At 62.2% G+C, this 12,213-nt stretch carries 11 protein-coding genes; 1 reads left to right on the forward strand and 10 read right to left on the reverse strand.

From position 1 onward, the window contains the following. Positions 1-17: 17 nt before the first annotated feature. From AC6I97_RS17145 to AC6I97_RS17160, 4 genes are all read right to left on the reverse strand, one after another. On the reverse strand, positions 18-1,070 hold the full coding sequence (locus tag AC6I97_RS17145; RefSeq protein ID WP_497945517.1) for a LacI family DNA-binding transcriptional regulator: 1,053 nt from the start codon (positions 1,068-1,070) through the stop codon (positions 18-20). A 47-nt stretch (positions 1,071-1,117) separates the two neighbouring features. After that, entirely contained in the window at positions 1,118-2,776 is a 1,659-nt protein-coding gene (locus tag AC6I97_RS17150) for a type 2 periplasmic-binding domain-containing protein (RefSeq protein WP_497945518.1), read from the reverse strand. Between the two features lie 69 nt (positions 2,777-2,845). Further along, complete coding sequence (locus AC6I97_RS17155) at positions 2,846-3,769, reverse strand: carbohydrate ABC transporter permease (RefSeq protein ID WP_309927728.1); 924 nt, start codon at positions 3,767-3,769, stop codon at positions 2,846-2,848. A 31-nt stretch (positions 3,770-3,800) separates the two neighbouring features. Then, entirely contained in the window at positions 3,801-4,826 is a 1,026-nt protein-coding gene (locus AC6I97_RS17160; RefSeq protein ID WP_497945519.1) for an ABC transporter permease, read from the reverse strand. A gap of 212 nt (positions 4,827-5,038) precedes the next feature. Between AC6I97_RS17160 and AC6I97_RS17165 the strand changes: the two genes are divergently transcribed. Continuing rightward, positions 5,039-6,052 carry a formylglycine-generating enzyme family protein gene (locus AC6I97_RS17165; protein WP_309927725.1) on the forward strand — a complete coding sequence of 338 codons (1,014 nt, stop codon included), beginning with the start codon at positions 5,039-5,041 and terminating at the stop codon, positions 6,050-6,052. 63 nt (positions 6,053-6,115) lie between these two features. On the opposite strand, the gene arr is transcribed toward AC6I97_RS17165, so the two are convergent. The 6 genes from arr to AC6I97_RS17195 all read right to left on the reverse strand — a co-directional run bounded on the left by arr (position 6,116) and on the right by AC6I97_RS17195 (position 12,209). After that, on the reverse strand, positions 6,116-6,526 hold the full coding sequence (gene arr, locus AC6I97_RS17170; protein ID WP_309927723.1) for an NAD(+)--rifampin ADP-ribosyltransferase: 411 nt from the start codon (positions 6,524-6,526) through the stop codon (positions 6,116-6,118). A gap of 37 nt (positions 6,527-6,563) precedes the next feature. Next, positions 6,564-7,124 carry a DUF5666 domain-containing protein gene (locus AC6I97_RS17175; protein WP_309927721.1) on the reverse strand — a complete coding sequence of 187 codons (561 nt, stop codon included), beginning with the start codon at positions 7,122-7,124 and terminating at the stop codon, positions 6,564-6,566. Positions 7,125-7,219: 95 nt separating this feature from the next. Continuing rightward, positions 7,220-8,728 carry an Asp-tRNA(Asn)/Glu-tRNA(Gln) amidotransferase subunit GatB gene (gatB, locus tag AC6I97_RS17180; protein ID WP_497945520.1) on the reverse strand — a complete coding sequence of 503 codons (1,509 nt, stop codon included), beginning with the start codon at positions 8,726-8,728 and terminating at the stop codon, positions 7,220-7,222. After that, a complete protein-coding gene (gene gatA / locus AC6I97_RS17185; RefSeq protein WP_224166909.1) occupies positions 8,728-10,296 on the reverse strand; it encodes an Asp-tRNA(Asn)/Glu-tRNA(Gln) amidotransferase subunit GatA in 1,569 nt (522 codons plus the stop codon). The genes gatB and gatA overlap by 1 nt, the downstream gene beginning before the upstream one ends. A gap of 5 nt (positions 10,297-10,301) precedes the next feature. Continuing rightward, complete coding sequence (gene gatC / locus AC6I97_RS17190) at positions 10,302-10,598, reverse strand: Asp-tRNA(Asn)/Glu-tRNA(Gln) amidotransferase subunit GatC (protein ID WP_017199363.1); 297 nt, start codon at positions 10,596-10,598, stop codon at positions 10,302-10,304. Between the two features lie 156 nt (positions 10,599-10,754). Next, positions 10,755-12,209 (reverse strand): CitMHS family transporter, encoded by a 1,455-nt coding sequence (locus AC6I97_RS17195; RefSeq protein ID WP_497945521.1) that lies wholly within the window; start codon positions 12,207-12,209, stop codon positions 10,755-10,757. Between the last annotated feature and the right edge of the window lie 4 nt (positions 12,210-12,213).

Raw genomic sequence — 12,213 nt, forward strand, 5'->3', positions numbered from 1 at the left:
TCCTTCTGCTGGTTCGTCTAATAATGTCTGGTTGCGGAGCTGCGGTGAGGTGCCGATTCGCGCACGAACAAGTGCCATGGGAAGTCCAGGACCGCAGGCTCACGCCTGGCGTCAGGCGCAGCGGGTGACGTTGCCCTCTGCAAAAGAAGCCTGGCAAGCTTGCCGAAGAAATCCACGGGGCCCACCGTGCTGAGCGACGGCGACATCCGCTCCCCCTCCACCGTGTTGCCCACACCGATGATGTCCACGTCCACACCAACGGCGAGCCCGATCCGTTGAGCCGCATTGATGGCTGCGACGGCGGCGAAGTCCGTGGTGGCGTAGATGGCAGTAGGCCGGTCCGGCAGGCTGAGCAGCCGCGTTGTGGCAGCATACGCACCGGCAGATGTGCCATCGAAGAGGCCCACATAATCCTCGTTATCCGGGATGCCCGCTTCCGCCAAGGCATCTGCGTAGGCCCGGAAGCGGGTGCCGCCAGGGGCGCCGGCGGCCGTGGCCGGGGTGAGGCAGGCGATCCGCCGGTGGCCGTGGAGGAGGTGCTTTACGGCCATGCGGCAACCCGGGCCCGCAATGGACCTGATGACGTCAAAGCCATCGGGTTCAAGCCCTTCGTCGAAAACCACCAGCGTGGTCCCATGCTCCGCGAGCTTCCGCAAGGCATCCCGCTGGTCGGGACGGACTGCATCCACGAAGACGGCATCGGCGTTATGGGTGCCAAGGACCTTCACCCAGTCGGCGTCGCCGAGGATCATCGGCGTGATTCCCAAGGGAGCTGCCGCCTTTTGCACCGCCTCGATGACGGATAACGACCAAGGATCGGAGAGCATCGTCAATGACAGGATGACGGTGTTCGTCCGCCCTGTCCGGATAGCCCGGGCAGCCTGGTTGGGGCGGTAGCCCAGGCGCTCCGCAACAGCCTTGACCTTCTCCGCCGTCGGGTCCGAAACTCCGGGTCCCGCATCACCGCGGCGACCCGACAACACATAGGAAACCGTGGCCGTGGAAACGCCCGCGAGTTCGGCCACCATACGGATGGTGGGCCGCACGCCTGTGTTACCCGCTTTTGCCATGAGTTCCCCCTGCTTGTTCGTTTCTGATGCCGTCTTGTTTTTTGAGGCTAACTCCTGAATACGGGAGCAGCGGGATCCAACGCGGCCTGGTATTCGTCGCGCATCTTGTCACCACCTTCGCTCTTCCAGCGCTTCACCGCATCCTTGAGTTCATCGATCCTGGCCCGTCCGGTGATGATGTCCACCACCTTGTCGCGGAGCTGTTTGGTGATCTTCGCCCCCACCTTGGCGTTCGTATCCGAGTAGGAACCATTGGTGGGGTTGCGCCATGCGAGCTCCAGCAATTTTTCTTCCTGCTGGCTGACATAGCGGGTGTCGTCGTCGAATCCCGGATTGAAAATGACGTTCTCCGGGCTGGACATGATGTTCAACGCAGAAACCAAACCGGGGGCATTGGTGGTTCCAGTCTCCGTACGCACGGGGTTGCCCGAGCCGTCCAGTGTGTAGTCCTGGCCGAGCTCGCCGAAGTTCTTCTGCATGTACTCCACCGTGCCGAAAGGTGCCGACAGGTAATTGATGAGGGCCAGGAGTTCACGGATCTTGCCTTCCCCGGCCTTCTTGAACGGCGTGAAACCCACCGTCCCATAGCCCATGTCGTAGGTTGGCTTGACCTTCCCGTCGGCGCTGAACGGAATAAGGATGTCGAACTTTGCGCTCTTGTTCAGTGCCCGGTAGCTACGGAGGTCATGGGGACCCACCACCACCTGTGCCGCCACACTGCCATTGGCAACCCGGGAACGAATGTCCGTGGCCTTGGAATCCGGGTAGAAAACGCCGGCTGCGAACATCCTGGCCGTGAATTCAACGCCGGCCATGTACTCGTCCGTTTCGTACAAATGCGTTAGTGTGCGGTCCTTGTTGACGGCCCAGCTGTTCGGAGCGCCAAACCACTCGGTAACCATGTGCAAGGCATTGATATAGGCCGGCTCAAGGGCATACTTCTGATCGCCTGGACGCGTCAGCTCCTTTGCCTTGTCCAGGAACTCGTCCGCGCTCGCGGCCTCAAAACCACCTACTTGCGCCCATACGTCGTGGTTGCCCAGGTAAACCTGGCCGAACGGGGTGCTCGGGATGGGCGCTCCCCAGATCTTGCCGTTCACGACGGCGGTCTTCCAGGAATCGGGCTTGAGCGCCGCGAGGTTGGGGTACTCAAGCACTGCGTCACCGGAGAGGTAGGGCGTCAGGTCCTGGAACTTCGCCTCGAGCATGGGGCCAACATTGGGAATTCCCTGGTTCGGTGGCACCCACATCATGTCCGGCAGCTCATTGCTGGCCAGGACGGTGGCGAACTTGGCCGGATAGCCGTCTCCGATGTCCTCGGCAATCTGCAGTTCCAGGTCGCCGCCGAGCTTGGCGTTGAGCCGTTGCCAGAAGGGGTTGTCCTTCAGACCGGGACTCATGGTGTCGAAGGTTTCCGTCAGACCGGTCACCTTGCCCTTAAGCGGCGGAGCCTTCACCGACTGCACGGCGGTGGGCAGCTTGAAGTATCCGGCTTGCAGGCCTTTGGCGTTGCCGGCAAGGTCTGGAGTCACGCCGGTGAATTCCTTGTAGGTGGGCAGCTTGACCGAAGCGGAGGCTGCGGCGCCTCCAGTGCCTGCGGCTCCGCCACCACCGCAGGCGGACAAGCCGACGGCGGTCACGGCCAGGCCCGCGAGGCCAAGGAAACCGCGGCGGCTGAATCCAGCCTGTGAGGTAGTGCTCGTCATGGCATAAGCCTTTCTGGTTGTTTGCTGGTAGTTGATGCTGTGCTAGTTGCAGGCGTGCCGTGGGAACGGCTAACCCTTCACGGCGCCGGTGATGACGCCCTTGGCGAAGTGCTTTTGAAGGAACGGGTAAACCATCAGGATGGGAACCAGGGCCACCACTACTACGGCCATCTGGATGGATTGCGGAGGCGGTGTGGTGGTAATTCCGAGCTGGTCTGCCGCCCCGCTGCCCTGTACTACGAAGTTGCGGAGCAGCAACTGGATGGGCCATTTACTGTGGTCATTGATGTAGAGCAGTGCGTTGAAGAACGAGTTCCAGAATCCAACGGCATAGAACAAGCCGACGACGGCGATGACGGCCTTGGACAGTGGCATGACGATCCGCCAGAGGATCTGCCAGTCGTTGGCGCCATCGATCCTGGCGCTTTCGATCAATTCGCCCGGGATGTTCATGAAGAACGAGCGCATCACCACGAAGTTGAAGGCGCCAAATATGCCCGGGAGGATCAGCGACCACAGGGAATCCAGCAGCCCCAGCTGTCGAATCATGAGGAAGGACGGGATGAGGCCCGGCGCGAACAACAGCGTGAACAACACCGCAAGCACCACGGGGCGGCCGAAGAGGACTGACCGGCTGGTGGCGTATGCCATGGTGATGGTGACGAACAGCGCCAGGATGGTGCCCACGGCGGTGATGAGCATGCTCACCCCCAGGGATTGCAGGACCATGGGGCCTTTGAAGATCGTGGCGTAAGCCTCCAAGGTGGGACGTTCCGGCCAGAGCACGAATCCGCCGGCCTGTACGAGTTGTTCGGTGTCCGCCAGGGACGTGGACACCACCAGGAGGATCGGGGTCAGGATCGACAGGCTGAAAAGGACCAGGACCACGGCCTTTACCGTTTGGTACAGAGGAGAAGGGCGTTCCTTCCAGACGGGTCGTTTAGGGCTGTAGCTCAATTCCCGCGGTTTCCTCGTGAAAAATGTTGTTGCCATAGGGTTCTCCTTGTGCAGCAGCCGCGTGGGCTCAGCGTGCTTGCTTTGCAAAAATTCCGTCTTCGCCGAAGCGGTGGGCAAGTTTGTTGGCGCCGTAGATCAGCAGGGCACTGACCACACCCTTCGCCAGGCCCGCTGCGGCACCTGAACTCCAGCCGCCACCGACCACGCCCGTGTAGTAGGTAAAGGTGTCCAGCACTTCCGCTGCCCCGGCACCCACGGCATCGCGTTGGAGGATGAACTGCTCAAAACCGACAGAGAGAATGTCGCCAATGCGCAGGATCAGGAGGAGCACGATCACCGGCCTTAGCCCAGGCAGGGTGATGTGCCACATCCGGAGCCAACGTCCCGCGCCGTCAGCGGCCGCTGCCTCATACAAGGAGGCGTCGATGCTTGCCAGGGCGGCGAGGAAAATAATCATGGCCCAGCCGGCGTCCTTCCAGATCATCTGGACAACCACCATCAGGGGGAAGGTTTCTGGATTGGTCATGAACGGAATCGGATCCATGCCCATATCGCGGAGCAGGTTATTGACGAAGCCCGCACCGCCCAACATCTGCTGGAAGAATGCGATCACCAGGACCCAGGACAGGAAGTGGGGCAGGTAGGCAATGCTCTGGAAAATCCTGCGGATCCGCGTGCTGATCAGAGAATCAACAATCAGTGCAAGCACCAACGGCACCGGGAAAAGGAAAACCAATTGCCACGCCGCCAGGTAGAGCGTGTTCCAGAAGGCATGGATGAAGTCGGGATTGCCGAACAGGTCCACGAAGTTCTGCCAGCCAACAAAGAGGCTGTCCCCGATGCCGAGGTAGGGCTGGTAGTCCTGGAACGCGATGACGTTGCCCAGGATGGGGATATAGAAGAACAGCAGCAGGAAAACGATGCCCGGGAACATCATCAGGAGCATCTGCTTGTCGCGCCTGAGCCTTGAACGGAAGCTTTGCTGGGGTGCCCTGTTGCCCTTGCGCCTCCCCGTGCCGGATTTTCCCGGCAATGGCTCCGGGACGCGGCGCGCTTCCGGCAAAGCCGGAGCTTGTTGCGTCGTCGAGTTCATGCTGTCTCCTCAGTGCTGGGGCAAGGGTTATCAGTGTTGATTGAAGAGTGTGATTCAAAACACTCTCGTTAACCGTTTAACAAACGATAAACGACGACCATCATGTTTGCAAGATCATGATTGAAACTGAGGATAGAAATCAATTTTGATCATTCTTGGCGGTGTGGCCCACCCCACTAAGATTGATGGAGAACCGCAGAGGGAAGGCTGACATGGCAGATTGCTGCAGCCCGGGCGCCGGCGCCCGGGAACACACCACACCCGGACTGACGCTCCCACTACGCGCGGCGGGCGGACACCGGAACCCGACCACCGGCGTCGTACGTTCGGGCCACGACGCCGCGGCAGCGGGTCATGGCGACGTCCAGATCCCGTCCGGGACCTTCGCCATGGGCGATCCTTTCGGTGAAGGCTACGACGGAGACGGCGAGACTCCAGTCCACGAAGTGTCCGTTTCCGGATTCACCATCAGCGCCACCGCGGTCACAAACACGGAGTTTGCGGCGTTCGTGGATGCCACAGGGCACCGCACGGAGTCTGAAGAGTTCGGGACCTCTGCCGTGTTCCATCTTGCAGTCAAGGCCGAGCCGCACGACATCCTGAACAGAGTCAACAACGTCCCTTGGTGGCTCAATGTCCGTGGCGCCGACTGGGCCCACCCGGCCGGACCCCTCTCCCACTGGAAGGACATCCCTGACCATCCAGTGACGCACGTGTCCTTCAACGACGCCTTGGCCTACTGCGCATGGGCTGGCCGACGACTGCCCACCGAAGCGGAATGGGAGTATGCGGCCCGGGGCGGCGCGGCCGGGCAGCGCTATCCATGGGGCAACGAACTTCACCATGACAGCGCCGAAGGCAGCGCCCGGCACAACTGCAACATCTGGCAGGGCGAGTTCCCCGTGCGTAACGACGTCGAGGACGGCTACCTCACTACAGCGCCGGCCAGGTCCTTCGCCCCCAACGGCTATGGGCTCTACCAGACCAGCGGCAACGTCTGGGAATGGTGCAACGATTGGTTCCTGCCCAAGTACTACAAGACGTGCCTGAGCGCCGGAACCGTAAACGACCCGCAAGGCCCAACAATTGGCCGCGGAAGGGTCATGCGCGGCGGCTCATACCTATGCCACGACTCCTACTGCAACCGTTACCGGCTGGCCGCGCGGAGTTCCAACACGCCTGACTCGGCCAGCGCCAACCTCGGATTCAGGACCGTAGCGCTCTAAAGCCCCCGGTCAGGCGAGGGTCCCCGGTCCGGCGAGGGTCCCTGGATCCGGCAGAGATCTCAGTCAGTTGATGATTTCGCCGCGCTCGTCAGCCAGAATTGCTGCCAGGCGTTCTCTCCACGCCCGCAGCGCCCCGGGCTCCAGTCGCGTCCAATCGGTGACTTCGCCGAGGACCCTGAGCGGGGCCGCGCTGCGGTATGACCGGGTGGGATTGCCTGGGAATTTCTTGTCCGTCACGTTGGGATCGTCCTCGAATGCGCCGGTCGGCTCGACGACGTAAACGCGCGGCTCCGTGTCCCCGGCCGCGAGTTCGGCAGCCAGTCCCGCGCCATCCCGGAGAGCTGTGAAGTAGATGTGGTTCATCACGACCTCGGGACGGTAATTCGACCTGAAGCCCGCGCTCAGGAGATCACCTTCCCGAAGGTCGGCCTTCGTGCCATGAAAGAACGGACCCTCGTCCAACGGTGGATTCACAGTTACACCCTAATCGCAGAACGCGAGGGGCGACTGGTCATAGTCCCTGATGTCCGCGCCCCTTGAGGCCGTGACCTTTGAGCGCGGCCGGAAGCTCACCGGCCACAATGCGCTGCGCCGTCACGGTGTCGCCGTCTTTGGACCCGGCTATCCTGACGGTGTCGCCGGTCTTAAGGTCCGCTGCGGTAGCCGAAGGCAGCGTAGGCTTGCCCTTGCCGTTCCGGAGCTCCGAAAGTTTAGTGGGCATCCGTGAGATGCGCGTATCTGAAGTGATCGCGTAGCTCTGCGTGAAGCCATCATCGCTCTTCACCGTGATCGAGGTGCTGTTCACGGACTCGATCTTGCCTGTCTGTGTGACCACAGTGCGGAATGTGCCGTCCGGCTCTTTCACAACGTGCTCGCCATGGATCCCATGGGCTCGCCCTTCAGGGCGCTTGGCGCCGTCAGTCGTGGTGGGACTTGGTGATGCGGTAGCGCTCGACGGCGATGGGCTGGGTTGGGTGCCTGCCCACACTGCGGCTGCCGCGCCGCCGGTCAGGGCGACGGCAATGCCGCTGGCGATAAAGGCCTTGCGAAGGCCCGGTGTAATGGTGGCCATGCATCCATTCTGCTCCTGGCCGGACAAAAAAGTAGCTGGCAGTTGCGGTTGTTCTGACACCTCAAAACAACGACAACTGCCAGCTACTTGGGTACTTAGGCCTGTACGCCGAGCTTTTCCAGGATCAGTTCGCGTACACGGCTGGCGTCGGCCTGGCCACGGGTGGCCTTCATGACACCGCCCACGATCGCACCGATGGCCTGGACCTTGCCACCACGGATCTTCTCCGCGACGTCAGGCTGTGCTGCCAGTGCGGCGTCGATGGCTTCCAGAAGCGGACCGTCGTCGGAAACCACCGCAAGGCCGCGCTTTTCAACGATCTCGGCGGGTGTACCCTCGCCTGCAAGTACGCCGTCCAGGACCTGGGTGGCCATCTTGTTGTTGATCTTGCCGTCCTCGACCAGCTTGTTCAGCTCGACGATGACCTGCGGCGTGACACCGAGAGCGGAAGGATCGACGTCGGCAACCTTGGCGCGGCCAACAATCTCACCCATCCACCACTTCCGGGCAACATCTGCGCTGGCACCTGCCGCGATGGTTTCCTCGATCGAGTCCATGACTCCGGCGTTGACCACATCGCGGAACTCCAGATCCGAGTAGCCCCAGTCTTCCTTGAGCCGCTTGCGGCGCTCGGCCGGCGGCTCCGGAAGGGTGGCACGAAGCTCCTCCACCCACTCACGGGAGGCGACGACGGGAACCAGGTCCGGTTCAGGGAAGTAGCGGTAATCGTCGGCGTCGGACTTGGCGCGGCCCGACGTCGTCGAACGCGTGTCCTCGTGCCAGTGGCGCGTCTCCTGGATCACCGGCTGGCCGGAGTCCAGGACGGCAGCGTGGCGCTGGATCTCGTAACGAACGGCGTGCTCGACGGCGCGCAGCGAGTTAACGTTCTTCGTCTCCGAACGGATGCCGAAGCGTTCCTGGCCGTGCGGGCGCAGGGAAACGTTGGCGTCGCAGCGGACGTTGCCGCGTTCCATCCTGGCGTCCGAAACCCCAAGGTTCTTCACGATTTCGCGGACCGCGGCAACGTAGGCCTTGGCCAGTTCAGGGGCACGGCTTCCCGCACCCTGGATCGGCTTGGTGACGATCTCCACGAGCGGCACGCCGGAGCGGTTGTAGTCCACCAGCGAGTAGTCGGCGCCCTGGATGCGGCCTGCGGAGCCACCCATGTGGGTGAGCTTTCCGGCATCCTCTTCCATGTGGGCACGCTCGATCTCGACGCGGAAGACCGTGCCGTCTTCGAGCTCGATGTCGAGGTAGCCGTCGTAGGCGATCGGCTCGTCGTACTGCGAGGTCTGGAAGTTCTTCGGGGTGTCCGGGTAGAAGTAGTTCTTCCGGGCGAAACGGCAGTACTCGGCGATCTTGCAGTTCAGGGCAAGGCCGATCTTGATGGAGGACTCCACAGCCGTCTTGTTCACCACCGGGAGGACGCCGGGCATGCCGAGATCCACCTCGTTGACGTTGGTGTTCGGCTCATCGCCGAAGACGTTCGGGGCGGAGGAGAACATCTTGGTCTTGGTGTTGAGCTCCACGTGGACCTCGAAACCCAGAACAGGATCGTACTTCTCCATGGCCTCTTCGAAGCTCAGGGTTGCGTCGACGGACATTAGTTTGAACCTCCGGCGGAGTTGGAAGCGGCACCGAGAGCGGGTGTCTTCAATTCAGGAGCCTGGGCAAGAAGCGGGCCGCCCCACTTTTCTTCCAGAATGGACTCAAGCACAGCACCCACACGGTAGAGGCGGGCGTCCTGGCGGGCAGGGGCCAGCAGCTGTACGCCAACGGGCAGACCGTCCTCGTCAGCCAGGCCGCCGGGCAGCGACAAGCCCGGGATCCCAGCCATATTGGCCGGAATGGTTGCGACATCGTTCAGGTACATGGCCAGGGGATCGTTCGCCTTCTCCCCCAGTTTGAACGCTGTGGTGGGAGCCGTAGGCGAAATGAGGACATCCGCCTTCGAGAACGCGGCGTCGAAGTCGCGCTGAATGAGCGTGCGGACCTTCTGCGCCGAACCGTAGTAGGCGTCGTAATAACCAGCGCTCAGGGCATAGGTGCCCAGGATGATGCGGCGCTTGACCTCATCACCAAAGCCGGCGGCACGGGTTGCACCCATGACGCGCTCGATCGTCAGGGGGCCGTCCTTGGGCAGGGCACGCAAGCCATACCGAACGCCGTCGAACTTGGCCAGGTTGCTGGACGCCTCGGACGGCATGATGAGGTAGTAAGCGCCCAGGGCGTACTTCAGGTTGGGGCAGGAAACCTCAACGATTTCCGCGCCGGCATCCTTGAGCAGCTGAAGGGACTCGTTGAAGCGGTTCTCGACGCCGGCCTGGTAGCCCTCGCCGTGCAGTTCCTTGATGATGCCGATCTTCATGCCGGCAACATTGCCTACGCGGGCAGCAGCAGCCAGGTTGTCGAACGGATCGGTCAGGGACGTGGAATCGAACGGATCATGGCCGCCGATGACTTCCTGCAACAGAGCCGCGTCCAGCACCGTGCGGGACACCGGGCCAATCTGGTCCAGCGAGGACGCCATGGCAATCGCGCCGTAACGGGAAACTGCACCATATGTCGGCTTGACGCCGACGGTTCCGGTGACAGCACCGGGCTGGCGGATGGATCCACCGGTGTCAGTGCCCAGCGCCAGCGGCGCTTCAAAAGCGGCGACGGCGGCAGCCGAGCCACCGCCCGAACCACCAGGAATGCGGTCCAGGTCCCACGGGTTCCGGGTGGGCCCGTACGCCGAATGCTCCGTGGAGGAACCCATGGCGAACTCGTCAAGGTTGGTCTTGCCAAGAATCGGCATCTTCGCAGCACGGAGCTTCTTGATCACCGTGGCGTCGTACGGGCTGTGCCAGCCCTCAAGGATCTTCGAACCAGCCGTCGTCGGCTGGCCAATCGTCACGATCAAGTCCTTCACAGCGATCGGCACACCGGCCAGGGCATGAAGCTCCCCGGCAGCGGCGCCACCAGCGGCGCGCGCAGCGTCAACCTCGGCCGCAACAGCCAGGGCTTCCTCGGTATTAACATGCAGGAACGCGTTAATCTGGCCGTCCACGTCAGCAATACGGTCAAGGTGCGCCTGCGTCACTTCAACAGCGGAAACCTCGCGGGCGGCAAGCTTCGCAGCAAGATCGGCAGCGGAGTGGCGAATGAGTTCGTTCTTCAGCTCAGTCATGGTAATTAGTCCTCATCCAGGATTGCCGGGACCTTGAAACGGTTCTCGTAAGCATCCGGAGCGCCGGACAACGCCTGCTCAGCCGTAAACGTGTGGCCCACGACGTCCTCGCGGAACACGTTGGTCAACGGAATCGGGTGGGACGTGGCCGGGACATCTTCCCCGGCGGCTTCGCTGACGGACTTCACCGAATCCACGATGACGGCAAGCTCGACCGCCATCCTGTCCAGCTCTTCGGCACTCATTTCAATGTGAGCGAGACGCGCAAGATGCGCGACGTCGTCACGGTTGATCGCAGCCATGGATCTCCCCTGCAAAGTTCAAATGGTTTTCCGAACCAGTCTACTTGGCTTGGGTGAGCCGCCGTACGCCCAAGCACAACAACGCGGGGTCACCTACGGCCCATCCAAGGTGTCTGGATGGGCCGTAAGTGACTCCGCGTTGCTTGATGGGGTTGTTTAGCCGATGCCGATTGCTCCGGTCAGGACTCCGACAGCCAGCATGACGATCGAGATGACTGCCGTGCGCCAGAGGACCTTCTTGTGGTGGTCGCCCAGGTCTACCTTGGCCAGCGATACCAACAGCAGGATGGCCGGGACCAGCGGGCTCTGGAGGTGGAAGGGCTGGCCGGTGATGGAGGCGCGGGCCATGTCCGCTGCGCCGACGCCGTAGTGTGCTGCGGTTTCACTGAGGACCGGAAGTACGCCGAAGTAGAAGGCGTCGTTGCTCATGAAGAAGGTCATGGGGATGCTCAACACGCCGGTGATGACTGCCATGAAGGGACCCATGTCCGCGGGGATGATCTGGACGAGCCACTCGGACATTGCCTTGACCATGCCGGTGCCGTTGAGGACACCGGTGAGGACTGCAGCGGCCATGACCATGCTGACGACGGCGACGATCGACGGCGCGTGGGCGATCAGCTGGGCACCCTGGTCCTTGACCTTGGGGAAGTTGACCAGCAGTGCGATAGCCGAGCCCACCATGAACACGAACGGGAGCGGGACGATGTTCGCTACCAGAGTGACCATGACGGCGACCGTGAGTCCAAGGTTGAACCAGAACAGTTTGGGGCGCAGCGTGGTGCGGTTGGGATCCAGCGCGGTATCAGCCATGGCGGTGTCGTGATCGTCCACCAGCTCTTCAGTACGTTCAAGAACTGCGACGCCGGCGCCTCCGCCGGTTACCGGCTTGGGCGCGGTTGTGGTTGAGCCGGTGCGGCCAAAGCCGCCGCGGCCCTTGCCGCCGTCGAACGCGTCGGAAGGATCGGCGACGTCGCCCCAGATTTCGGGCGCGGTGGTGCGGAGGCGGTTACGTTCCTGCAGGCCAAGCAGCCAGGAGAAGACGAGCACTACGATGAGGCCAACGATGAGGGACGGGACCATGGGGACGAAGACGTCGTTGACGTCCAGCTTCAGTGCTGTAGCGGCGCGGGCTGTGGGCCCGCCCCACGGCAGGATGTTCATGGTGCCGTTCGCGAGGCCGGCCACGCAGGTGAGGACCACGGGACTCATCTTCAGGCGCAGGTAGACCGGCAGCATGGCGGCGGTGGTGAGGATGAAGGTGGTTGAGCCGTCCCCGTCCAGGGAGACTGCCGCAGCGAGGATCGCGGTACCGAGGACTACCTTGGCGGGGTCGTTGCCAAGCTTGCGAAGGATGAACTTGACCAGGGGGTCGAAGAGCCCGACGTCGATCATCAGGCCGAAGTAGATGATGGCGAACATGAGGAGCGCGGCCGTGGAGGTCATGGACTTCATCGAGTCCATGACCATGGGACCGATGCCCAAGCCGGCCCCCGCGAAGAGACCGAAGATGGTGGGGACGATGATCAGCGCCAAGACGGGCGTCAATTTTTTGGTCATGATCAGGACCATGAATACCGCAATCATTGCGAATCCAAGCAAAACCAGCACGGCC

The sequence above is a fragment of the Arthrobacter sp. TmtSoilC48 genome (assembly GCF_059739425.1).

Coding starts and splice junctions, on each gene's coding strand:
- AC6I97_RS17145 (WP_497945517.1), bottom strand. CDS start 1,070: ATGGCAAAAGCGGGTAACACAGGCGTGCGGCCCACCATCCGTATGGTG.
- AC6I97_RS17150 (WP_497945518.1), bottom strand. CDS start 2,776: ATGACGAGCACTACCTCACAGGCTGGATTCAGCCGCCGCGGTTTCCTT.
- AC6I97_RS17155 (WP_309927728.1), bottom strand. CDS start 3,769: ATGGCAACAACATTTTTCACGAGGAAACCGCGGGAATTGAGCTACAGC.
- AC6I97_RS17160 (WP_497945519.1), bottom strand. CDS start 4,826: ATGAACTCGACGACGCAACAAGCTCCGGCTTTGCCGGAAGCGCGCCGC.
- AC6I97_RS17165 (WP_309927725.1), top strand. CDS start 5,039: ATGGCAGATTGCTGCAGCCCGGGCGCCGGCGCCCGGGAACACACCACA.
- AC6I97_RS17175 (WP_309927721.1), bottom strand. CDS start 7,124: ATGGCCACCATTACACCGGGCCTTCGCAAGGCCTTTATCGCCAGCGGC.
- gatB (WP_497945520.1), bottom strand. CDS start 8,728: ATGTCCGTCGACGCAACCCTGAGCTTCGAAGAGGCCATGGAGAAGTAC.
- gatA (WP_224166909.1), bottom strand. CDS start 10,296: ATGACTGAGCTGAAGAACGAACTCATTCGCCACTCCGCTGCCGATCTT.
- gatC (WP_017199363.1), bottom strand. CDS start 10,598: ATGGCTGCGATCAACCGTGACGACGTCGCGCATCTTGCGCGTCTCGCT.